Origin of the sequence: Sphingobium sp. RSMS (genome assembly GCF_005406185.4) — a bacterium.
GTDB classification, from domain to species: domain Bacteria; phylum Pseudomonadota; class Alphaproteobacteria; order Sphingomonadales; family Sphingomonadaceae; genus Sphingobium; species Sphingobium fuliginis.
This window is the reverse complement of sequence record NZ_CM191258.1, coordinates 961622-983124: the sequence shown is the minus strand read 5'-3', so window position 1 is coordinate 983124 and position 21503 is coordinate 961622. Positions and strand designations below refer to the sequence as shown.

Here is a 21503-nt window from a genome sequence, read left to right as displayed (position 1 = left end):
TTCAATCCTCATGCGTGGCTTCGCTCTTCCCGAGCTCGGCCTTGAGAGTGAAGCTGTTGGCGACGGCGATCTGCTCGCGCCCGGTCAGGCCCGACAGGATCGTGACCGCGTCGCCGCCTGGCCGGCCTGTAGTGACCGGCACGGCCCTGAACCCCTGGGCTGTGCGGACGAAGACCGAGGGCCGCCCTTCGACCGTCTGGACCGCGCCGGACGGCACCGTCATGCCGCCCGATTCGCCCGTCACCGCGATGGCGGCGGTGACGGGTTCGCCGATACGCCACTGGCCGCCGCGATTGTCGATAATGGCCAGCACGGGGACGAGGCGCGTGCTCTCATCGAGCACCGGAGAGACGAAGCCGATGCGTGCGCTGGTCCTGCGGCCCGGCGCGGTGATGTCCACCCGCGCGCCCGGCCGGACGCGGCTCGCATCGCCAGGGGAAAGCGACAGGCGGACCGCCAGTTTAGAGAGATTGGCGACGCGATAGAGTTCGGCATCCTCGGCGACCATCTGCCCCAGCGTCACGGTGCGGGTGATGACCTGGCCACCGATCGGTGCGGCGATGCCCAGCCGGTTGAGCCCACCGCCCCCGCCCCCTGACGCCGCAATCCGCTGCCGGGCGAGGCGCAGCGCGATCCCGGCCTCCGTCGCGGCGGTGCGTGCCGCGACCAGATCCTGTTCGGGCGAAACCCGTTCGGCAAACAGGCGCTGTTCCCGCCGCAAATTGGATTGGGCGAGCGCCAGCCGCGCCTGCGCCGCTTCGGCCTCCGCCTTGAGCGAGGCGATCTCGCGGCTTTCGATCACCGCCAGCATGTCGCCCTTGCGCACCCATTCGCCCAGATTGCGGCTGAGGGCCACGATGCGCCCGCCGATCGCGGCGGAAACCACCTGCGTCCCCTGCGGATCGCCCTCTATGGTGGCGGGCAGGGTGATGGCGCCCGCCCCACCCGGGGTGGGCCGGGCGAGTTCGATGCCCGCGGCGGCGATCTGCTGCGCGGTGAGGCGGATCAGCCCTTCCCCGCCGGCATGCGCCTCCCCTTCGGCATGGCTTTCTTCGGCAGGCTGGTTTCCGCAGGCGGCGACCGTGAATGTCAGGATTGCGGCCATGACGGTCCGCTGGAGGAGGTTCATCGATCGTCTCCCTGATCCGGCGCGCGAGCGGTCAATCGCTCCAGCTGCGCTCGTGCATTGTGATAGGCGAGCAGCGCCTCTATGGCGGCTGCCTTCGTTTCGGTGAGCGTGCGTTCGGCATCGAGCAGGTCGAGCTGACTGAACTTGCCCTCGCGATAGCCGATGCGGGCGATGCGGGCGGCTTCCTCAGCGGCCGCAAGGGCGGGTCCGGTCGCCGTCTCCGCGCCGATGGCGGCGTTCGCGGCCTCGGCCTGCGCCTGGGCTATCGCCTGGGCGACCTCCTGCGCGGTGGCTCGCCGCTGGGCTTCGGCGCGACGCTGCTCCGCCAGGGCCTGCCCGACCGCCGCCTTGCCGCCGTTGAGGAAGGGGAGGGGCAGCGACAGGCTGAAAAGCGCTGCGCTGTCGTTGGTCGCTTCCAGTCGGCGGACGCCCGCGCCCACCGTCAGATCGGGAATGCGCTGGGTTCGGGCAAGCCGCACCTGCGCGCTGCTCGCCGCCAGATCGGCGTTGGCGGCGGCAAGCGCCAGCGTCTCTGTCAGCTCCAGGGGCTGCAACGGGCCGGGGGCTGTGCCGATGCGGTCGAACCAGCCTGCGTCGAGAGCGCCGGGGATCGCCTGCCCGATTCGCTGGGCCAGGATGAAGCGGGCCGTTTCCGCCGACCGTTCCATCCGCACGAGAGCGGCCTGCGCATTGATCCTGGCCAGCTCGGCGCGCTGCACCTCCATGGGCGAGGCGCGGCCGGCACGCAGGCGGACATGAGCGGCATGCAAGCCTTCCCCGGCAATCCGAAGCTGGTCGCGCGCATTCGCCAGCCGCCGCTCCGACGCCGCGGCCTCCGCATAGGCCCGCGTCACCGCGAACCGCAGGTCGACCCGCGCAACCGCCTGTTCGATCATGGCGCGATCGCGCTGGGCGGCCGCGATGGCAAGCCGGGCCGATCGCTTTCCGCCCAGTTCCAGCGGGAGGGCCAGCGAAGTCGTGGCCTCCAGGCTTTTCGTGTCCGAATAGAGGCCGGTGCCGGCCACATTCTCGGCTTCGACGGTGAGGATGGGGTTCGGCCGCAGACCGGCCGCTGCCTGCGCGGCCCTGGCTGCATCGACGCCGGCCCCGGCCGCGTCCAGCGAAGGGGCAGTGGCGCTGGCGAGATCGAGCGCCTGCTCAAGCGTCAGGCCGGGCGGTGCTTCGGCCGTCCGCGCGGACTGCGCCTGCGCTGCGGATAGGGGTGAGGTGGCGGCAAGCAACGCCGCCAGCAAACGGTTCATGTTCGGAAACTCCTGACAACGGATGACCGCCTGCGCGATGCGCAGGCCGGGCGGCAGTGGTCAGGCGATCGGCGGTCTCAACTCGCTCCGCGGAGGTGCGGCGCCATGGATGGTGGGCGTCCAACGCAGCTTCACCATCCGATGGACCGGACCGGACGTGATTTCCGACATGGCGACAGCGGCCGCGACATGATGCCCATGGCATCCCCCATGTTGGTGAGGATAGGCGCGGTCGGTATCGCCGGACGTCTGTCCCGCATCGCCGCCGTCATGCGTTTCGGCAGCCGCTGGTCCTTCTGCGTCGATGCAATCGATCGGCTCCATCGCATGCGCGACCGATGCCGTCGTAAAGGACAGCGCCAGCGCGAGACAGGCGAATAGGGCGAGCAGCCGGTTCATACGCCTGCCTTTAACGAGCATTTTCGGGCTGGTTGCAAGGGGAGAACGCTACCCCGCAGCGCGTTTTTCGGCATGGCGATGGATATTCGAGCGACGATTCCGCCATGCGGGCGCCTCATTTCCTGGAGGAAGCGGCTATGTTTTGACGGCTACTGCCTCGTTGAAGCGGAGCGCGGGACGCGAAGCACCGTCAACCGGTGCGGGGGTGAGGCTTGTCGGCCTGAGGCTTATGATCAGGGGTCTCCGTCAGGCATGTTGTTCCTCCAGCGCACGCGTTTGCAGGCGATCTGCCGCTGGCCTGCCTATACGCCTGCTATCGTCCAGAAGGTTCGACAGGACTGACAGGGAAGGGGAGCGATGGTCCGGCTTCCGGACATGCCGGCCTGCGGTCATGGCATCCTCCTGCAGCGGGCTGAGCCGGAGCATGTCCCTGATGCGGTCCGCCAGTTGCCGGGCGCGTTGTGAGGGCTTGGAGGAAAGGGCAACCTCGTAGGAGATGGCTGGCAGGGCCGGCAGCAAGCCGGTGAAGCCGGGTGTCGAATTGTCCGCGAAGAAGCGCGAATGCGCCGTTATCTCGATGCCGCAGGCCACCGCCGCACGAAGCGAGGCAAGTTTGGAGGATTAAACGACGACTTTGAACCGTCGACCCGCCTTGTGAGCGTGGAGAAGATCTTCTCCCGATAGAGGCATGGCTCCTCCTGAACCATCCTATGTCCTCTCGCAACAGGCGCCGAACGCCAAGCTGGTCCGTTGTCCCGAGACCGGGCATGGCTTCCTGTTCCAGGAAATCGAGGACTTCGTTGCCGAAAGCGATCGCTTCCTGGCCTAGGCGGATGGAGCGGCGGCACCGGCTTCCGCCTGTGGAAGCACGACCCATGTGGCAGTCCGGGGCGGTTCGCCCCTCGGGAATCGCCTAGCCCCGCCGCCATTTGTCACGCTCGGCAAAGACGCGGGCGACTTCCTCCATATGTTCCGCGCCCCAATTGGACAGGGGCGCTAGGGCATCGGCCAGGCTGCGGCCCAGTGCGGTCAGCGAGTAATCGACCCGGGGCGGCACTTCCCTATAGTCCGTCCGGACGACGATGCCGTCGCTCTCCAGTTCCTTGAGCTGCTGGATGAGCACCTTGTCGCTCACGCCGCGCACGGCCCGCTTCAGTTCGCCATAGCGATTGGGCGCTTCCAGCAGGAAGTAGATGATCAACGGCTTCCACTTGCCGGCGATCACCTTGAGGGTGGCGTCCAGGCCGCAGGAGAAGCCCGGCATGCAGGATGGTTGCTCGGACATATTTTTGATACTTACCAAAAGGTGCATACTTGTCCATAGGAATGTGCCTCGCCAGCTACGCATCACCTGAACAAGGAGACGCGAAGATGAAGAGATTGAATGGCAAGACGGCGGTGGTGACGGGCGGCGCAAGCGGCATCGGTTTCGCCACGGCGCAGCGTTTCGTGGAGGAGGGCGCTTTCGTTTTCCTCTTCGGACGTCGGCAGGAAGCGCTTGATGCGGCCGTCGCCCGGCTTGGCGGGAACGCGGTCGCCGTGCAGGGATCGGTGACGAGCCCTGAGGATCTCGACCGGCTGTTCGCCGCGGTGGAAGCGCGCCGGGGCCAGCTCGACATCGTGGTGGCCAATGCAGGCACCGGCGAGTTGGTGCCTTTGGGCGAAATCACCCCGGAACATTATGACCGCACGTTCGACGTCAATGTGAAGGGCGCGATCTTCACGGTGCAGAAGGCCTTGCCACTGATGCGGGATGGCGGCGCGATCATATTGACCGGCTCGACCACCGGAGAAATGGGAACGCCCAGCTTCAGTGTCTACAGCGCTTCCAAGGCCGCCGTCCGCAATCTGGCAAGGAGCTGGGCGCTGGACCTCAAGGGCACCGGCATTCGCGTGAACGTGCTCTCGCCCGGGCCGACGCTCACCGATCTGGCGCTCGACGTCGTCGGCAGGGAGGCTTTCGAGGCATTGGGTGAAGCAACGCCCCTCGGGCGCCTGGGCGATCCGTCGGAGATTGCGGCGGCGGCGGCGTTCCTCGCGTCGGGAGACAGCAGCTTCATGACCGGCGGCGAGCTGTTCGTCGACGGCGGCCTGGCGCAGATATGAGCGGGCGCCGGGCGTCATCGGGGTCTTGACAGGAACAGGCGCCGACCCCCCCTCCCCCGGGGGGCCGGCGCCGTCCGGCAAGCGGGCCTTTCAGATCTGCACTTGCCCGCCGTCCAAGAAAAGTTCGATCCCGTTGATGAAGCTCGCCTCGTCGGAGGCGAGGAACAACACCGCCCTGGCGATTTCCTCCGGCTGTCCGACGCGGCCGGCCGGGATCAGTCCCGCGAGATATTCCTTGGTTCCTTCCGCCTGTTCGCCGCCGCCGAACAGTTCATTGAGGCCGGCGGTCTCGGTCACGCCGGGGCTGACCGCGTTCACGCGGATGCGGCGGTCCTTCAGGTCCAATATCCAGTTGCGGGCGAAATTGCGCACGGCTGCCTTGGTGGCTGAATAGACGCTCAGCGCCGGCGTGCCCGCCACGCTGGTGGTGGAAGCCGTCAGGACGATGGATGCGCCGTCCTTCAGCAAGGGCAAGGCCTTCTGCACGGTGAACAGCACGCCCTTCACATTGGTGTCGAAGGTCCGCTGATAATGGTCCTCGCTGATCGCGCCCAGCGGGGCGAACTCGCCGCCGCCCGCATTGGCGAAGAGGACGTCGATCTGTGCATGGTCCTGCTGGACCGCGTCGTAGAGCCGGTCGATGTCGGCCAGGTCCGCCATGTCGCCGCGAACCCCCGTCACCCTGCCGCCGATGGACCGGACCGCCGCGTCGAGCGCATCCTGACGGCGGCCGGTGATGAACACCGATGCGCCTTCCCCGGCAAAGGCCTTCGCCGTGGCCAGCCCGATGCCGCTCGTGCCGCCCGTGATCACCACCACCTTGTTGTCGAACTTGTCCGTCATCGTCTGTCTCCTTGAGCATTTCGGCAGGATCGCCTTTGCCCGATGGAGATAGATTCGGGACGATAAGGCTTGTAGTCGGCAGAAATGGCACTTAGCGTTCCTTAAGAGGAACGATGATGAAGATTGATCTCAATGACTATGCCTATTTCGCGCAGGTTGTGGCCCATGGCGGTTTCGCGGCGGCCGGCCGCGCCCTGCGCGAACCCAAGTCGAAACTGTCCCGCCGCATCGCCGGTCTGGAGGAGCGTCTGGGGCTTCGGCTGATCGAGCGGTCCAGCCGCCGCTTCCGCGTCACTGACACAGGCCAGTCCTTTTATGAGCGATGCCGCACCATCCTGGCCGAAGTGGAACAGGCCGAAGCACTGGTCATGCAGGCGCAGGCCGAACCCCATGGCCGGGTTCGCTTCAGTTGCCCTAACGGCCTCGTCGAAATCGTCTCGGACCTGGTTCCCGCTTTTCTCCGGCGCTATCCCGGGGTCCGCCTTCAAATCGTCGCGACCGACCGGGCCGTGGACCTGATCGAGGAACGCATCGACGTCGCCCTGCGGGTGCGCACGACGCTGACGGGCGATGCGGCCCTCACCATGCGTTCATTGGGGAAATCGACGCGCATTCTGGTGGGCAGCCCGCAATGGGCGAGCCGCCTTGCCGATATTGCCGGACTGGCCGATCTGCCCTGCCTGGGTACGAGCGATGCCGGCGATGAAAGCGAATGGCATCTGGAAACCGACGACGAGCGTTCGCATTCCATCCGCTTTGCGCCCCGGCTGGGTTGCGAAGACATGCTGGCGGTGCGGAAGGCCGCGGTGGAGGGCCTGGGGATCGCCCTGCTTCCCGACCATATCTGCAATGCCGCGCTGGCGGAGGGGCAGCTTGTGCATATCCTTCCCGCATGGCGCGGCGTGCAAGGGATCGTGCATCTGGTCTTCACGACCCGGCGCGGCCTGCCCCCGGCGGTCAGGGCCTGGATCGACCATCTCGCCGCCGGTTTCCCGCGGGGGATGCTGGCCGCGCAACCGTGATCGCCCTGGCGTTCCGGCTGTTTCCGCCCCGGCGATCCCGCCGCAGAAAATCCCCGCCCCGGCGAGCGGGGCGGGGACCGGTGCGACCCGATTCCTTCGTGACCGCTGGCGCACTAACTTTCCCTGCATCATGCGCAAACAACATGGATTAGGCGGTCCGGCGTCCTCGGCCCTCATGTCGGATTTTTACAATCCGAATCGGGTGGATTGCGCAAGAGCAGCCCTGCGACCCGAAGGGCTTTCATGCCTTTCTCCTTGGCTCGGCGGCTTCGGCTGCCGGGCCAGTTTTTTGGGAGTGCCGGCCCCCTGTCGGTGGTCATGGGGGCATGGGAAAGGGGCGGGCGCTTCCATGACCCATGGTGCGCGCCCGGCTTCCCTCATCGCCGTCTTTGGGTCGCCCGCTCCTTCAAAGGGCACGGTCCTGCGCTAAAGAAATCTAATAGGTCCCCCAGCATTGCTTGTGAGACTAATCTCTACCATTAAAATAGATAATGGCCATTCCATGCCGGAAGGATGAGTATGAAGCCGTTACGTGCCCTGATAGATTCCTGGCTCCGCTTGCGCGATGCCGCCCGCCGCGAATTTCTGCGTGATCCGAATGTGATCCTCTTCGAGCGCGCGCCGCAGCAGGAAAGCGCCGGTGGTCGCTGAGGGCTGGTCGCGGCGTGGTTTTCTGGCGGCGGGCGCGGCGTCCGGTCTTTTGCTGGCCGGCTGTGGCGCCGGGCGCGGCAGGCCCCGGCTGCGCGCCGCGATCGTCGGCAAGGGCGAGACCGACATGCGGTTGCTGTTCAAGGCCGCTGGCATCCCCCGGCAGGATTTCGACATCCACTATAGCGAGTTCCAGTCGGGACATCTGGTGGTGGAGGCGTTGAACGGCGGGTCGCTGGATTATGGAGGAATGAGCGAGATTCCGCCGATCTTCGCGGCCGCCTCTACGATCCAGAGCTTCCGTCAGATCGCCGTCCTTCACGGCGACGTCAATAATCAGGCGGTTCTGGTGCCCAAGGGATCAAAGGCGCGTTCCATAGCCGACCTGAGGGGCAAGCGCGTCGGTTATGTGCGGGCAACCACCTCGCAATATTTCCTGATCCGGATGCTGGAGGAAGCGGGTCTTGGCTGGGGCGACATTACGCCCGTGGCCATGGGCGTTGCCGACGGCGCGGCGGCCTTTTCCCAAGGCGCGCTGGACGCCTGGGCGATCTATGGCTTTCCGATCCAGCGGGCCATCGCGACCGAGGGTGCGCGGATATTGCGCACCGCTTACGGCATCCTGTCGGGCAACTATCTCGTATGCGCCCATGCCGATGCGCTGGCCGACGCGGAAATGTCCCAGATCATCCGCCAATATCTGGCGCTGGTGCAGCAGGCCTATGGCTGGGCCGTGGCCAATGAAGCCGAATGGGCGGGCATCGTCGCGACGGACATCGGCGTTCCGCGCGATTATGTGGTGGACCAGTTCCGCCGCAAGAGCGACAGTTACGAACTGCGCCCCGTCTCCGATGCGGCCATCGCCTCGCAGCAGCAGGTGGCGGACCTCTTCCTCGCGCAGAAGCTGCTGCCCAAGCCGGTCGATGTCCGACCGCTCTGGGACGCGCGATTCAACGATTCCATACCGAAAAGAGGCTGAAAATCATGGTCCGCCACCCACCCGTCGCCTCAGGCCGCCGGGTGGGAAAGGCCGATCGCGCTCGCTATTCCGGCAGGACGCCAGGGAAGCCGGCGGTCATGCATGAAAAGCAGCAAGGCCGCGACACGGTCGCAAGGCTTCGCGTCGGCGTCTCGGCCAGTATGCTCCCGCCAAAGCCCGCCACCGCTGCTGCCGGGCACTGGAACATGCAGGCTCTCCGCCAGTTGGCTCCTTTTACGGCTGACAGGAGAGATCCATGGTTCCCCAACATATTCCCGACGGCAAGGATCAGGCTGACGGGACTGGCGCGTCCCTGGACGACCTGCCCGCAGCGGGTGGTAGAGACCCGCATGGGGCTGTCGGCAGCGGCTCACATCTCACCCCGGACCGCAAGCCTGACATCAGCACCCCACCCGCAGCGGGCACTGACAATCGGGGCAAGCGGCCGAAGGAGGGCATTGGCGAAGTCGAAGGCAGCGGTGCAGGCGCGGGCGGCGGCGGGAATCCCGAGGATTTCGACAGCGACACCGCCGGCGGCGGCGCGGCGCAGTAACGGGCCCGCCGCGCCTTGCGTCTGTGCGAAGACATGCCGGATGGCTTGGTCGCGGTCTGACGCAACATATATGTCCCGGCGATCCGGCCACCGTCAAAAGGCGGTCTTCTCCTCCAGATGCTGTTCGACATCCGCGCGATCGATCCACAATGTGCGGAATTTCTTGTCGGCCAGCAGTGGGAGCTGGTCGCTGTTATGCTTGGAGCCCGGCTGGCTGGAATTGCCGTAGCTCATCAGGCCCACCGCCTTCATCGGCGTGCCGAATTCGACCATCGACACCCAGGTTTCGCCGTGGACGGGCGTGCGCTCGCCATTCTTCATCGGCCCCCAGGTGATCGTGCGAAACACGCCGGTGTTGCCGAAGCCTCCATTGGCCGGAAGGTTCACGTCGCCGATATGGAAGCGCGAGACTTCGCCATATGGGCGGTCAACCGCGCCATAGACTTCCCTGGTCTTCGCCACCGCCTGCTTCAGCATGGCGACCGCCGCCGCCGGGGCCTTCAGGCCGCGTGGCGTCTCCAGCGGATCGTCCAGCGTCCATTTGACGGCATAGTTGGATTGATCCGTGAAATTCTTCGGCGCGAAGATAGCGGCCCAGGTCTCGAACAGCAGGGCGGCACGGCTGTCGGGTTCGAAGCGACGGTCCCAACCCTTGAGCAGCGTCACGGCCGTCTGCACATCGGGATCGGCGGAGGCCGACGCGGCCGCCAGCAGATCGGGCAGCAAGCGTTCCGCCATCAGCGATGTCGTCGTCACCTTGCGCGCCACGAAATCCTCGAAGCCGATCTTGTCCGTACCGCTCATCAGCTTGACCGACATCTGCGCACGCTGGCTCATCGGTCCCACCGGCGCGACATAGGCGGGGAAATCCCTGGGATCGAGCGCACGGGGCCAGGTGGCCAGCCATGGCGGATCATTGGCGTTCTGCACGAAGCCCCTGGCGGGATCGAGCACCTTGGGCATGTCGTCATAGCTGTGGACATCCTTCCACAGCGTTGCGGAGGTGTCGCCGGGAACGGGCGCGGACCAATAGCTGAGGTCGCCGTTCGCATGTCTGGGCAACAGGCCGTTGTCGAGATAGAGGATATGGCCCGCACGGTCGGCATAGATGATGTTGAACATCACCACCTGCATCTTGCGCAGCGCCTTTTCGAAGCCGGCCCAGTTTCGCGCCTTCCCCATTTCGAGATATTGCTGGAGCACGCCGGGGCGGTCCAGCCCGGCCACCTTGAGCGCGATGGTCGTTTTGCCGTCGGGCAGGGTGAAGACCGGGCCCTGCACGGCGCTCTTCTGTTCGAAGCTGACGGTTTTCAGCGATCCGTCCGCCTGTTTCACCTTGTAGCTTTTCGTGACCGACCTGAACGGCAGGACCCTCCCGTCGAAGCGATAGCCACTGCCTTCCAGCGTCAGCCTGTAGCTGGTGAAGCCCTGCATCGTATTGACGGTGTTGGTGAAACCCAGGTCATTGTTGAAGCCGAAGCGCAGCACGGGCAGCCCCACTTGCGTGGCGCCATAGATGGCAAGGCCCGGCGCATTGATCTGCGCCTCATAATAAGTGAGCTGGCTTGGCGCCCAGGGCAGATGCGGATTGGCGAGCAGCATCGCCTTGCCGCTCGCCGAGCGGGACGGCGCAACAGCCCAGGCGTTCGATCCGCCCGCTTCGTTGATCGATGGATCGCTCAACACCTTCCGGTCGGATGCGATATAGCCGAAGTTCATCAGCCTTTGCGCATGACCGATGATGTCCACCCCGGTCAAGGGGAGCACGACCTTGACCTCCGGCGCGATCCTGTCGGGATGCGCGGCGGCATAGGCATTCACCCCGGCAGCGAAAGCGTCGAGGTTCTTCCGCATCTGCGGGGTCTGCTGCCTGAACCATGATTTCGACCGTTCGGGAACGTCGTTGGCGATCAGCCATTTATCCTGGCTCTCATATTTCGCCCCCCAATATTCCGCGGCCCGGGCGCGGCTTTCGCCATACATGCGCAGCAGCAGATTGCCGTGGCTTTGCGCCTGGGCATAGCCGAAACCGTAGAAGCCGCCTTCTTCCGTCCTGGCATAGATGTGCGGCACGCCGAAGCTGTCCCACAAAATCTCGCCCCCGCCCCATTTGGCCGAAGGGGCGGCGACGGAGGCAGTCATTGCGGAGGAAGCGGCCAGCGCCGCCAGCCAGATCGTCATGTGGCGCATCGCCATCATCTCCTGTCATCGCGGAAAATGCGCCGCCTCTGTGGGAAGGCGGCGCTTCATGGTCCTGTGGGTTAGAAGTTCAGTCCGACACGGGCATAATAGAACCCGCCGGTGAAGCCGATGGGCGAAGTGCCGGGATAGGCGCCCTGGCCCAGCGTGGCGCTGATCTGCCCGGTTTCGTCGGGATAGACGTTGAACAGGTTGTTCGCGCCGACGGCCAGGTTGACCAGCGGCGTGACCTGCCAGCCCAGTTCCATGTCCGTGATCCACTTCGCGCCATAGCTGCGGTCGTTCGGATAGGTCGTGACGCCGCCGCTGGTCACGCCGTTCTGCAACACCTGGAACTTCCCGAAGCGCGTCAGGCGGGAGGAGAGCGTGAAATCGCCCAGCGTCGCGAGATTGCTGATCGACAGCTTCGTGCGCGGCAGGTTGGTCGTCATATTGCTGCGCCGGGCGCGGTCGAACAGTTCGAAGCTGATCGTGCTGAGTTCCGGCGGGTTGTCGATGATGTCGGTGATCTTGGTCTTGTTGTAGTTGTAGCCAAGGTTCCACTGCATGGCGAGCGCATCGAACAGGTTGTGTTTGTATGAGGCGACGATGTCGATGCCGCGAGTCCGGGTGTCGATGGCATTGGTATAATATTGGGCCGACAGGGTATTGGCCTGCGATGCGGGAATACCGCTGGCGATCAGGATGTTGGAAACCGCCGTGCCGGTCAGCGTGCTGGTGATGGTGATGCGGTCGTCGACGTCGATCTGATAGGCGTCGATCGTCAGGTTGAAGTTCGGCAAGGGGGTCAGCACAACGCCGCCCGATATGTTGAACGACTTTTCGGGCTTCAGCGGCTTGGCGCCCAGCGCGACCGCCGCCGGATCGTCCACCGCCAGCGTCTTGATCTGAAGCAGGACGTTGTTCACGCCATTGACGGTGCGGAACTGGTTGGTAGTCTGGGTATAGATCTGCTGCGCCACCGCCGGCGCGCGGAAGCCGGTATTCGCCGCTGCGCGCAGGGCGATCCACGGTGCGATGGCATAACGGCCGTTCACCTTCCAGATCAGCGTATTGCCGCTGCCGTCGTCATAATGCTCGAACCGGGCAGCCGCGCCGATGGTGATGTCCTTGCTGGGGTCCCAGGCGACATCGCCATAGACGGCATAGTTGTCGCGCGACATATAGGCGGCGTCGCTGGGCTGGAAGCCGGCGGAACTCTGCGCGCCGGGCGTCATGCCCGATGAGATGAAGGTGCCGACCGCATAGCTTGCCGGATCGCCCGCGAAGGTCTGGTAGCGCTCGTGCCGCTGCTGCGCGCCGGCCGACACCTGGAGGTTGCCGCCGCCGACGTCGAAGCCGCGCGTCAGGTCGAGCGAGGTGACGAACTCCGACGACTTCAGCGTGCCGATGTAGAATTCGGTGGGGCTGAGCGCGCCCAGCGTGGGATTGACCGTGCCTTCGGAAGACTGGCGGGCGCGGTTGCGGCCGTAGCCGGTGGAAAAGTCCCAGTCCCATCCGGACAGTTCACCCTTGGCGCCGACGGTGAATTCGAAATCCTCCTCGTCGATCATGACGTGCGGGCGATAGCCATTGGGGTAGATCGCCATCACATTGTTGACGTCCTTGGGATAGCGGTAGGAATACCACAGGTCCGACCGCCGCTGGCTGTAGGTGCCGAAAGCATAGAGCTGGACGCCGCCAAGGTCGTAGCCGGCGTTGAGCGCGGTATTGATGCTGCGGGAGGGCATGACGCCGAAGCTGGTGGTCACGATCCGCTCCTTGCCCACGGCTGCGGCATCGCGCGGGTCGAGCTGGCCGCCGATCAGCGGATAGAGGCAGGTGGTCGTCGCCGTCACCGAACAGTCGGCCAGCGGCAGCGCCCGGTTCGACATCTCCTGCTTCTTGAGGTTGAGGGAGAGGTTGGCGAAGCCGTTGTCGCCCAGCTTCATGCCGAAGTTCAGGTCCGCCTGGTACAGTTCGCCGTCGGAACGGTCGAAATTCTGGCCGGCGGTGACGTTGGCGGAACCGCCCTTGGCGTCATCCTTCAGGATGATGTTGATGACGCCCGCAATGGCGTCGGAGCCATATTGCGCCGCCGCGCCGTCGCGCAGCACCTCGATATGATCGACGGCGGAGGTCGGGATCATGTCGAGGTCCGAAGGGACCGATCCGTTGTAGAGGGTGGATACCGCGTTGATGAGCGAGGTCTTGTGGCGGCGCTTGCCGTTGACGAGGATCAGCGCCTGATCGGGATTGAGACCGCGCAGACCGCCGGTCGCGATGACCGTGGACGTCGCGCCTCCGGCCCGCACCGGCAGGTTGAAGGATGGCACCAGCGTGTTCAGCGCCTGGAAGACGCCGGCCTTGCCCGTCCGCGTCAGGTCCGCGCCGGAAATGACGTCGATCGGCGTCGGGCTGTCGGTGACGGTGCGCGCCTGCCCGCGCGATCCGGTGACGACGATGGCGGGACCGTCGGGTTCTTCGGTGCTCGTGGCGCCGGCTTGAGGGGCAGGGCCTGCGCCGGCCGACTGAACGGCGAAGGGCAGGGCGGTGACGCCCAGGCTGGCGACCTCTACCGCGCGTGTCTTCTGCGCCCGGGCGCTCAGCGCCAGCGCCATGACATTGTTGTTCGACAATGTGATCTTCAGACCCGACCCCGCGATCAGCCGCTGGAGCGCGACGTCGGGCGCCATCTTGCCATTCACCGACTGGGCGTGCAGCCCGGCAACCTGATCATAGGGAAAGAGAAGCTGGATGCCCGACTGCTTGGCAAAGAGCGTCAGCGCGGTCTGCATCGATTGGGCCGGGATCTTGAACTGCGTCGGTTCGGCGGCGGCCGCCGACTGCGCGCTCCATGCAATGAGCGCCGCCGTTGCGCACAACGACAGGTTCCGAAAATTCTGCGTCATCGTACCCCCTGTGAAAATTTGCATTGTCAGTGGTGGATACGGAGGCCGATCGCGTTTCTGCTAACGACGCTTGAAGATATCTCATTTTCGTGACGTCGAGGCTCATTCTATCGAATGAAGACCGCTGCGCCGCCAAAGAGACGAAAGCGTAGGGAGGTATCGACAGGAACAGGGGACAAGCGTGGACGTGGAATCGATCAGGGCGAGGCTGGATTGGTTCAAGCAGGCCATCCTGCCGCATGAGGGCGCCTTGCGTTCGCGGCTGCGCAGGGTCGTATCGCGCAGCCACGATGTCGACGATCTTGTCGCGGAATGCATGACCCGCGCCTATGCGAGCGGCGACATCCACCGCGCGCATAGCGGAAAGGCCTTTCTGTTCCAGATCGCGCGCAACCTTCTGATCGACGAGGCCAGGCGGGAAAAGATCGTCTCGCTCGAACTGGTGGCCGAACTCGACGTGCTGCAGGCCGACAATTCGACGGAGGAAGCGCTGCAGGCGCGTGACGAACTGCGTCATCTGCAGGCCATTCTGGACACGCTGCCGCCGCAATGCCGCCGGGCCTTCATCCTGCGCCGCGTGCACGGGAAATCGGTCAAGGACATAGCAGAGGAAATGGAGCTATCCGTCTTTACCGTAGACAAGCATTTGACGCGGGCGGCCGTGAAGATAATGCAGGCTATCGGGCAGTTTGAGGGTTCTGGATTTGGCTGGTCGCTACAGAAGCGCGGAGGACATGCAGGCGATCGAGGCCGAAGCGGCTCGTCTGTACCTTAAGGCGCGGGCAAGCGACGCCGCGGAAGACTGGGACCAGGCCTATGCGTGGGTGGCGCAGGATCCCGCTCACGGCTTCGCCTTCGCCAAGGCGGAGGCGGGCTGGGAACTGACCGGCCGGTTGCAGGAGCTGCCTGTCGGCGGGGACGATCAACCGGCCCCCGTCCCATCGGTTTCTGGCGCCGAGGACGCCGCCGTCCCGCTGATCGGGCGGCGGGGCCTGCTCGTCGGCCTTGCCGCTGCCGCCGCATCGATAGGGGTGGCGGCGACAGTGACGCTCAGGTTGCTGGGTGCGGTCGACCGCTATCGCACGGCGCTGGGCGAGACCCGCACGGTCAAGCTGGCGGACGGATCGCTGGTTCACCTCAATACCAACAGCTCGGTCGAGGTCGCCCTGCGGGACGACATCCGGTCGATCAAATTGCTGAAGGGGGAGGCGCGCTTCGATGTCGCCCACGACGCCAGGCGGCCTTTCATCGTCAATGCCGACGGCACGCTGGTCCGTGCGGTGGGAACCATGTTCAACGTGCGCCTGCGTCCCGACGTCACCGAATTGACGGTGATCGAGGGCATGGTGGCGGTGCGCAACGGAGGCTCCGCCGTCCGCAGGATCGGCAGCGGACGCAGCGCCGCCGTGCGCAGCGGCAGCATTGCCGTCACCCATCTCGAGCCGGCCAAGATGAAGCAGCGGATCGCCTGGCAGGAAGGCATGGTCGAATTCGATGGCGATACGCTGGCGCAGGCGGTGGAGGAGTTCAACCGCTACCGCTCCAACCCCATGGTGATTGGCGATCCCGCCATTGCCAGCCTGCGGATCGGCGGCGCCTTCCGGCTGGACCGGTCGCAGGATTTCGTCCAGGCGCTGGAGAGCGGCTTCGGCGTGCGCGCCGTCCCCGGCAGCGACAGTTCGATTATATTGGTGTCCGCCGAATAGCATTAGCAGAAGGCGGCGGGCCGTCCGTATCAGCAGGGATGGAACATGTTTCGTCTCTCCAGCCGGCCAGCCTGTCCAGGCAGGACCGCCTGCGCTCCATCCTGGGCGGGTCGATCGGCAATCTGATCGAATGGTATGACTGGTACGTCTATTCTGCCTTCACCCTCTATTTCGCCCCCGTCTTCTTTCCTTCGGACGACAGCACCGCGCAACTGCTGAACGCGGCGGCGATCTTTGCCGTGGGCTTTCTGATGCGCCCCATCGGCGCCTGGATCATGGGCATCTATGCCGACCGAAGGGGCCGGAAGGCAGGTCTGACCCTGTCGGTCATGCTGATGGCGGGCGGTTCGCTGATGATCGCGGCGATCCCCGGCTATGCGTCGATCGGCGTGATGGCGCCGCTGCTGCTGCTGTTCGCGCGCCTGATGCAGGGGCTGTCGATCGGCGGAGAATATGGCGCCAGCGCGACCTATCTTTCCGAAATGGCGCAGCAGCGGCAGCGCGGCTTCTTCTCCAGCTTCCAATATGTGACGCTGATCGCGGGGCAGTTGCTGGCCCTGTGCGTGCTGTTGCTGCTCCAGCTTGCCCTGACGGAACATCAGCTCGAAAGCTGGGGCTGGCGCGTGCCCTTCGTCATTGGCGGGCTGATGGCGGTGGGCGTCTATCGCCTGCGCCGGGGCCTCAGGGAAACCGAGGCGTTCGAGCAGAGCGCGGCGGTGGAGGAGCAGCCGCGATCGAGCGGATGGAACCTCATTCGCCGCCATCCCCGCGAAGTGCTGCTGGTGATGGCGCTGACGGCGGGCGGTACGCTCGCCTTCTACGCCTACAGCACCTATATGCAGAAGTTCCTGGTGAACAGCGCCGGCTTCGGCCGGCAGACGGCGACCGCCATCATGGCCTCGGCCCTGTTCATCTACATGCTGCTGCAACCCATGGCCGGATGGCTTTCCGACCGGATCGGGCGAAAGCCTTTGCTGATCGGCTTCGGGGCGGGCGGCGTGCTGTTCACCACGATGATCTTCACGACGCTGGAAACGGTGACCTCCTCTTTCAGCGCCTTCCTGCTGGTGCTGGCGGGACTGGTCATCGTCACCGGCTATACCTCGATCAACGCGATCGTGAAGGCGGAACTGTTCCCGGCCAATATCCGCGCACTGGGCGTCGCGCTGCCCTATGCGCTGGCGAACACATTGTTCGGCGGCACGGCCGAATATGCCGCGCTCTGGCTGAAACATGCCGGAATGGAGGGCGGCTTCTACTGGTATGTCACCGCCATGATCGGGGTCTCGCTGATCGTCTATCTGCGCATGCCCGATACCCGCAACACCAGCCGCATCTAGCTGTGGAAAGAAGGGGGAGCCCCATGAAGACCAAGATCCCGTCCCTGTGCCATATCCTGCCGGCGATGCTGCTCTGCCAGCCCGCCGTCGCCCAAGACGCGGCGCCGGCGGAACCGCCGTTCACCTCCGTCCAGACCGCCGATTTCGCCATTGCCGGTTCGCTGTCCAACAGTTGGGCGGATTTCGACAATGACGGCGATCTCGACCTGGCCGTATCGTTGAAGGGCGGCGACATCCGTCTATACCGCAACGACAAAGGCCGCTTCGTGAATGTCGGACCGGAATTGGGCCTGCCGACCTCCGGCCCGGAAATGCGGGGCGTCGCATGGGGCGATTATGATGGCGACGGGTGGATCGACCTGCTGGGCGGGGCCACCATGCCGGGCGATCTGAGCCTTGTCTTCCACAATGAGGGCGGGCGGAAATTCACCAATGTCGCCCCGGAACTGGGCCTTACCATCCCCAACCGTTCAGCGCGTCAGACGAGCTGGGTCGATTATGACAATGACGGCGACCTCGACGTCTATGCGGCCAACCGCATCGGTCCCAACAGCCTGTTCCGCAACGATGGCGGCAGGTTCGTGCAGGTTTCGCAGGGTGCGGGCATATCCGACCCGCGGCCGACGGTGGGCGCCTGCTGGTTCGACTATGATCGCGACGGTTTTCTCGACGTCTTCCTCGCCAACCAGTCGGGCGCGGCGGACGCGCTCTGGCGCAACAATGGCGACGGCAGCTTCACCGACGTCGCCCCGCAACTGGGCATGGACAATCCGGGCCGGTCGAAGGAGGAAGGCGGGGTCGGCTGCGCCGTCGGCGACTATGACAATGACGGCTTTCTCGACCTGTTCGTGCCCAATTACGGCATCAATACGCTCTATCATTATAATGGCGATGGCAGCTTCACCAATGTCGCGAAGGAATTGGGTGTCGCCATCGACAATCACGCCGTCGGCGCCGCCTGGGGCGACTATGACAATGACGGCTTCATCGACCTTTATGTCACGTCCTACCACGGCCCGCGCGATCAGCAGCAGCCCAGGGACAGCCTGTTCCACAATGAAGGCGGCAGGGGCTTCCGCCAGGTCCTGACAGAAAAGTCCAGGCTGAACGTCGGGGACCATGGGGTGCAGTGGGTCGATTATGACCGGGATGGAGCGCTCGATCTCTCTGTCATGCGCGGCTATACCAGCCAGGGTGGACATTTCCTGTTCCACAATGATCTGGATCGCGCGGCGGCCAAGCGCAGCCTGTCCGTCACGCTACTCGACGCGAAGGGGCGCTTTACCCGCATGGGGGCGGAAGTGCGCCTGTATGACAAGGCGGGCAAGATCCTCGCCACGCGCCAGCTTTCGACCGGCGACGGCTATAATTCGGAAAATGCGGCGCCCCTGCATTTCGGCCTGAAGTCGATGGAAGCAGTGAAGGTGGAAGTCAGCTGGATGGCTCGCGACGGGCGCAAGGTCCAGACGCTGCGTAACGTAAATCCGGCGCGCTATCTGGGCAAATCTCTCGTGATCAGGGAACGGTAGCGCATGACCGTTCCGGAAGGGCGATGGGGCGTCACCTGTCGCCCTTCCGCGGCGACGCCTGTCGGCTGAAACCGGCGCGTCCGGCAGAAGTCAGGATCGAATCGTTCTGCGGGGCATGGGCGCGGCTGCACAGCACGTCGCGATAATGGCGCTCAAGCGGATTATTGCGGGTAAGCCCCGGATTGCCGGTGGCCTCCACCGCCAGCGCGACGGCATCGATGGCGTTGCCGGTGATGAGATATTTGAGGAGTTGCGCGTCCGACGCGGAAGGCGGCGACCCTTCGTCGGTACGGCGGATCAGGTCCTGCAGCAATATCCTGTTGTTCAGCAGAAGCGCGTCCATGCGGCCCAGCAGTTCCTGATAACGATAAAGGGAGGATAGGGGTGCCCCCAGATTTGTCGGTATACGGCTGCTCGCAAATTCCGCGAACCAGTTGCGCCCTTGTTGCGCCACCGCGTCGTAGAGGCTGCCGAGCAGGCCGACCATCCATGCGAGCTGGAGCGAATTATCCTCGTTCCATTCCTCCGGCCGCCGCAAGTCGACGGCGTGGTCGAACGGAATCGCCACATCGGTCAGGATGACGTCGTGGCTGCCGCTTGCGCGCATCCCCGCATGATTCCAGGTTTCCTCTATGCGTATGCCCGGGCTGCCTGCCGGCACAAGGAAGTAGCCGACAAGCGGATCGTCCCCCTCGGTACGGCCCCAGACGATCATGTAGCTCAGGATCGGGCTTCCGGTGGAGAAGAGCTTGTGACCGGAAATCCGCCAGCCTTCCCCGTCGCGCTTCCCCGTGGTGGCCGGCAGGCCGCCACGCGTGGGCGTGCCCAGTTCCGGCTCAACACGCAATGCATTGGAAAGCGCCCCCCGCGATACTGCTTCGGCCTCGACACGGCGGCGCAGATGTGCGGGCCAGCGGTCCTTGCCGCGCACACCGGCGTGGGTCAGATACTGCATGATGAGGACCAGCGCCGTTGAGGGGTCCCCCTTCGCAATCTCCAGCACGACTCGGCTGGTCTCCGCAAGGTCCGCGCCCCGGCCACCTCTTTCGGGCGCAATCGTCAGCGCCAATAATCCATGCTCATGCAAGGCGGCGAAATTTGCAAAGGGAAAGGAAGCGTCGCGATCATGATCGGCGGCGGTTGCAGCGAAACGCTCGCGCAAAATGGCCAAAACTTCGTCCGGGACAGGAGTGGGCCGCAAGTCGGATGCTGTCGCCATTATTTCCCCAGCGCTATATCAAAAAAGGACCGATTGCCGATGGCTGATCGACGTCTTTCCTCGCCGCTTCCGTCCGCTGCCGGAACTCGACAACATCTCCGATCAGGCGAGCGATCAACCCTGTCGAGCCACCATGAAAGCCAATGGACGCAACAAAAGGGCGCGTCAATTTTATAACATAAATCCCAATATCGCATTTTCTCATTGGGGCAGGCGCCTGATGTTCCCCACCGGCTTCTCCTCCAGCCATAATCGGAATCCCGATGAAGTGTCGGCCTGAAGTCGGTCGCCCCCGGTGAGCCATTAAATTCTCGAGTTCATGCTTGAGAAAAATTCAGATGTGAGCGCGGGCAGCCAGGTATATTCCCTATGCCGATCCTTGAACCTGCCATGCCGACATCGGCCTTGGAGGCAGGAACATCTTGGCTGGAGCAAGCGAGCATGTTCATCGCAACTTCTATCGCGATTTCAAAATGACGACCCATCCTCATCCTGTATCGCCCGCCCGAGCGCCGGGCCGGCCGCAAGGCATTCATGAGCAACTTGCGCGGCAGGCCGTGCTGGAACACGGACCCTTCGGCAAGAGTCGCCGTGCCGGGGAACTGACATGTCCTTGATCATCGCCAGCCAGTTGGAACCCGATTTCAACCGCAGCCTTGGCCTGCACCCGTCCGCCCCGACCCTGATCGACGTGGCGGAGGATGAGCCGTGGACCGCCGCGAACGAGGCGGACATATTGCTGGTGCGGCCGTCCCTTGCCTGGCGGCGATCCACACAGGAGGCCCGGCCGAAAATATGGCCGGGGCGGCTCAAATGGGTCTATAGCGCCTCGGCTGGGGTGGATTTCTACCCCGGCTGGCTGCTGGACGCCCCGCTCGTCACCTGCGGTCGCGGCGTCGCGTCGGAGGAGATCGCGGACTATGTGATCGCCGCCATTTATGCCCATGCCAAGAATCTGGAGGCGGCGACCGCCCGTTCGCGCGATCAGTGGGTTCCTCGCCCGCTGGGCCGCGTATCCGGGACGACCATCGGCATCGTCGGGCTGGGCGCGATCGGCGCAGCGGTGGCGCGGCGCGGCCTGGCGCTGGGCGCGCAGGTCATCGGCCTGCGGCGAAGCGGCGCGCAATCGGGCATCAGCGGCGTGCAGCATGTCCGCGACCTGGAAACGCTGGCGGCGGAGGCGGATCATATCGTCATCGCCGTGCCCGGAACGCCGGAGACCCGCCACCTCTTCAACGAAGCCCTGTTCGCCCGGATCAAGCCCGGCGCGCATCTCATCAACATAGCGCGGGGCTCGGTGATCGATCAGGAGGCGCTTATCGATGCGCTGGACAGCGAGCGGCTGGGTTTCGCAACGCTGGACGTCACCGATCCGGAGCCGCTGCCCGAGGGGCATGCACTCTACACCCATCCGCGCGTACGGCTGACGCCGCATATCTCCAGCAACTACAGCCTGATCCGCCACCGCTTGCTGGAGAAGGTGAACGACGATCTGTCCCGCTTCATCCGCGGCGAAAAGCCCAGCGACATCGTCGACCCGGCACGTGGCTATTAGGAAGGAGCCGCATCAGGACCGATCCGGAGCGATGCCGTCGAACATGTCATCATCGTCATGCTGAACCTGTTTCGGCATGGCGGTTCGGCGGCGGCAATGGCCGGCGACAATTTGCCGTCCGGC

At 64.8% G+C, this 21503-nt stretch carries 20 protein-coding genes; 11 read left to right on the top strand and 9 right to left on the bottom strand.

Annotated elements, in window-relative coordinates:
* Position 1 precedes the first annotated feature (1 nt).
* The 3 genes from EGM87_RS22430 to EGM87_RS22420 are packed head-to-tail and all read right to left on the bottom strand — an operon-like array spanning position 2 to position 2790.
* Positions 2–1129: an efflux RND transporter periplasmic adaptor subunit gene (locus EGM87_RS22430; protein WP_025549461.1), complete on the bottom strand. Its 1128-nt coding sequence runs from the start codon at positions 1127–1129 to the stop codon at positions 2–4.
* A complete protein-coding gene (locus EGM87_RS22425) occupies positions 1126–2391 on the bottom strand; it encodes a TolC family protein (RefSeq protein ID WP_137708759.1) in 1266 nt (421 codons plus the stop codon). Before EGM87_RS22425 ends, EGM87_RS22430 begins: the two co-directional genes overlap by 4 nt.
* Positions 2392–2451: 60 nt before the next feature.
* Positions 2452–2790, bottom strand: coding sequence for a hypothetical protein (locus EGM87_RS22420; RefSeq protein ID WP_025549463.1), 339 nt, complete (start codon positions 2788–2790; stop codon positions 2452–2454).
* A gap of 688 nt (positions 2791–3478) precedes the next feature.
* Here EGM87_RS22420 and EGM87_RS22415 point away from each other — a divergent pair.
* A complete protein-coding gene (locus EGM87_RS22415) occupies positions 3479–3619 on the top strand; it encodes an alpha/beta fold hydrolase family protein (RefSeq protein ID WP_197565247.1) in 141 nt (46 codons plus the stop codon).
* Positions 3620–3703: 84 nt separating this feature from the next.
* Here EGM87_RS22415 and EGM87_RS22410 read toward each other — a convergent pair whose 3' ends face one another.
* On the bottom strand, positions 3704–4054 hold the full coding sequence (locus EGM87_RS22410) for a winged helix-turn-helix transcriptional regulator (RefSeq protein ID WP_226869602.1): 351 nt from the start codon (positions 4052–4054) through the stop codon (positions 3704–3706).
* A gap of 107 nt (positions 4055–4161) precedes the next feature.
* Here EGM87_RS22410 and EGM87_RS22405 point away from each other — a divergent pair, with 107 nt between their 5' ends.
* Positions 4162–4896 (top strand): SDR family NAD(P)-dependent oxidoreductase, encoded by a 735-nt coding sequence (locus EGM87_RS22405; protein ID WP_099186588.1) that lies wholly within the window; start codon positions 4162–4164, stop codon positions 4894–4896.
* A 90-nt stretch (positions 4897–4986) separates the two neighbouring features.
* Here EGM87_RS22405 and EGM87_RS22400 read toward each other — a convergent pair whose 3' ends face one another.
* Complete coding sequence (locus EGM87_RS22400) at positions 4987–5739, bottom strand: SDR family NAD(P)-dependent oxidoreductase (protein WP_065846465.1); 753 nt, start codon at positions 5737–5739, stop codon at positions 4987–4989.
* A gap of 113 nt (positions 5740–5852) precedes the next feature.
* Here EGM87_RS22400 and EGM87_RS22395 point away from each other — a divergent pair, with 113 nt between their 5' ends.
* The 3 genes from EGM87_RS22395 (at position 5853) to EGM87_RS22385 (ending at position 8941) form a co-directional block, all read left to right on the top strand.
* The gene (locus tag EGM87_RS22395) at positions 5853–6761 is read left to right on the top strand and encodes a LysR family transcriptional regulator (RefSeq protein WP_253719190.1); all 909 of its coding nucleotides are present in this window, start codon (positions 5853–5855) and stop codon (positions 6759–6761) included.
* 640 nt (positions 6762–7401) lie between these two features.
* Positions 7402–8388: an ABC transporter substrate-binding protein gene (locus EGM87_RS22390; protein ID WP_065846463.1), complete on the top strand. Its 987-nt coding sequence runs from the start codon at positions 7402–7404 to the stop codon at positions 8386–8388.
* 256 nt (positions 8389–8644) lie between these two features.
* A complete protein-coding gene (locus EGM87_RS22385; protein ID WP_065846462.1) occupies positions 8645–8941 on the top strand; it encodes a hypothetical protein in 297 nt (98 codons plus the stop codon).
* Between the two features lie 93 nt (positions 8942–9034).
* Here EGM87_RS22385 and EGM87_RS22380 read toward each other — a convergent pair whose 3' ends face one another.
* Both EGM87_RS22380 and EGM87_RS22375 read right to left on the bottom strand, forming a co-directional pair.
* Positions 9035–11137 carry a penicillin acylase family protein gene (locus EGM87_RS22380; protein WP_503345428.1) on the bottom strand — a complete coding sequence of 701 codons (2103 nt, stop codon included), beginning with the start codon at positions 11135–11137 and terminating at the stop codon, positions 9035–9037.
* A gap of 65 nt (positions 11138–11202) precedes the next feature.
* Positions 11203–14031 (bottom strand): TonB-dependent receptor, encoded by a 2829-nt coding sequence (locus tag EGM87_RS22375; RefSeq protein WP_065846461.1) that lies wholly within the window; start codon positions 14029–14031, stop codon positions 11203–11205.
* 181 nt (positions 14032–14212) lie between these two features.
* Here EGM87_RS22375 and EGM87_RS22370 point away from each other — a divergent pair, with 181 nt between their 5' ends.
* From EGM87_RS22370 to EGM87_RS22355, 4 genes are read left to right on the top strand one after another with little or no spacing between them, the layout of a single operon-like run.
* Positions 14213–14806 carry an RNA polymerase sigma factor gene (locus tag EGM87_RS22370; RefSeq protein ID WP_082166057.1) on the top strand — a complete coding sequence of 198 codons (594 nt, stop codon included), beginning with the start codon at positions 14213–14215 and terminating at the stop codon, positions 14804–14806.
* On the top strand, positions 14766–15737 hold the full coding sequence (locus EGM87_RS22365; protein WP_025549474.1) for a FecR family protein: 972 nt from the start codon (positions 14766–14768) through the stop codon (positions 15735–15737). The genes EGM87_RS22370 and EGM87_RS22365 overlap by 41 nt, the downstream gene beginning before the upstream one ends.
* Positions 15738–15775: 38 nt before the next feature.
* Complete coding sequence (locus EGM87_RS22360; protein ID WP_025549475.1) at positions 15776–17077, top strand: MFS transporter; 1302 nt, start codon at positions 15776–15778, stop codon at positions 17075–17077.
* Between the two features lie 23 nt (positions 17078–17100).
* A complete protein-coding gene (locus EGM87_RS22355; RefSeq protein WP_065846460.1) occupies positions 17101–18606 on the top strand; it encodes a CRTAC1 family protein in 1506 nt (501 codons plus the stop codon).
* 31 nt (positions 18607–18637) lie between these two features.
* Here EGM87_RS22355 and EGM87_RS22350 read toward each other — a convergent pair whose 3' ends face one another.
* Positions 18638–19777, bottom strand: coding sequence for an acyl-CoA dehydrogenase family protein (locus tag EGM87_RS22350; protein WP_242495895.1), 1140 nt, complete (start codon positions 19775–19777; stop codon positions 18638–18640).
* Positions 19778–19796: 19 nt separating this feature from the next.
* On the opposite strand from EGM87_RS22350, the gene EGM87_RS22345 reads away from it, so the two are divergent.
* Entirely contained in the window at positions 19797–20105 is a 309-nt protein-coding gene (locus tag EGM87_RS22345) for a hypothetical protein (protein WP_061936153.1), read from the top strand.
* 37 nt (positions 20106–20142) lie between these two features.
* On the opposite strand, the gene EGM87_RS22340 is transcribed toward EGM87_RS22345, so the two are convergent.
* Positions 20143–20310 carry a hypothetical protein gene (locus tag EGM87_RS22340; protein WP_158230068.1) on the bottom strand — a complete coding sequence of 56 codons (168 nt, stop codon included), beginning with the start codon at positions 20308–20310 and terminating at the stop codon, positions 20143–20145.
* 122 nt (positions 20311–20432) lie between these two features.
* Between EGM87_RS22340 and EGM87_RS22335 the strand changes: the two genes are divergently transcribed.
* The gene (locus tag EGM87_RS22335; RefSeq protein WP_025549478.1) at positions 20433–21380 is read left to right on the top strand and encodes a D-isomer specific 2-hydroxyacid dehydrogenase family protein; all 948 of its coding nucleotides are present in this window, start codon (positions 20433–20435) and stop codon (positions 21378–21380) included.
* Positions 21381–21503: the final 123 nt, after the last annotated feature.

Coding starts and splice junctions, on each gene's coding strand:
- EGM87_RS22430 (WP_025549461.1), bottom strand. CDS start 1,129: ATGAACCTCCTCCAGCGGACCGTCATGGCCGCAATCCTGACATTCACG.
- EGM87_RS22425 (WP_137708759.1), bottom strand. CDS start 2,391: ATGAACCGTTTGCTGGCGGCGTTGCTTGCCGCCACCTCACCCCTATCC.
- EGM87_RS22420 (WP_025549463.1), bottom strand. CDS start 2,790: ATGAACCGGCTGCTCGCCCTATTCGCCTGTCTCGCGCTGGCGCTGTCC.
- EGM87_RS22415 (WP_197565247.1), top strand. CDS start 3,479: ATGGCTCCTCCTGAACCATCCTATGTCCTCTCGCAACAGGCGCCGAAC.
- EGM87_RS22410 (WP_226869602.1), bottom strand. CDS start 4,054: ATGCCGGGCTTCTCCTGCGGCCTGGACGCCACCCTCAAGGTGATCGCC.
- EGM87_RS22405 (WP_099186588.1), top strand. CDS start 4,162: ATGAAGAGATTGAATGGCAAGACGGCGGTGGTGACGGGCGGCGCAAGC.
- EGM87_RS22400 (WP_065846465.1), bottom strand. CDS start 5,739: ATGACGGACAAGTTCGACAACAAGGTGGTGGTGATCACGGGCGGCACG.
- EGM87_RS22395 (WP_253719190.1), top strand. CDS start 5,853: ATGATGAAGATTGATCTCAATGACTATGCCTATTTCGCGCAGGTTGTG.
- EGM87_RS22385 (WP_065846462.1), top strand. CDS start 8,645: ATGGTTCCCCAACATATTCCCGACGGCAAGGATCAGGCTGACGGGACT.
- EGM87_RS22380 (WP_503345428.1), bottom strand. CDS start 11,137: ATGGCGATGCGCCACATGACGATCTGGCTGGCGGCGCTGGCCGCTTCC.
- EGM87_RS22375 (WP_065846461.1), bottom strand. CDS start 14,031: ATGACGCAGAATTTTCGGAACCTGTCGTTGTGCGCAACGGCGGCGCTC.
- EGM87_RS22365 (WP_025549474.1), top strand. CDS start 14,766: ATGCAGGCGATCGAGGCCGAAGCGGCTCGTCTGTACCTTAAGGCGCGG.
- EGM87_RS22360 (WP_025549475.1), top strand. CDS start 15,776: ATGGAACATGTTTCGTCTCTCCAGCCGGCCAGCCTGTCCAGGCAGGAC.
- EGM87_RS22355 (WP_065846460.1), top strand. CDS start 17,101: ATGAAGACCAAGATCCCGTCCCTGTGCCATATCCTGCCGGCGATGCTG.
- EGM87_RS22340 (WP_158230068.1), bottom strand. CDS start 20,310: ATGGGTCGTCATTTTGAAATCGCGATAGAAGTTGCGATGAACATGCTC.
- EGM87_RS22335 (WP_025549478.1), top strand. CDS start 20,433: ATGTCCTTGATCATCGCCAGCCAGTTGGAACCCGATTTCAACCGCAGC.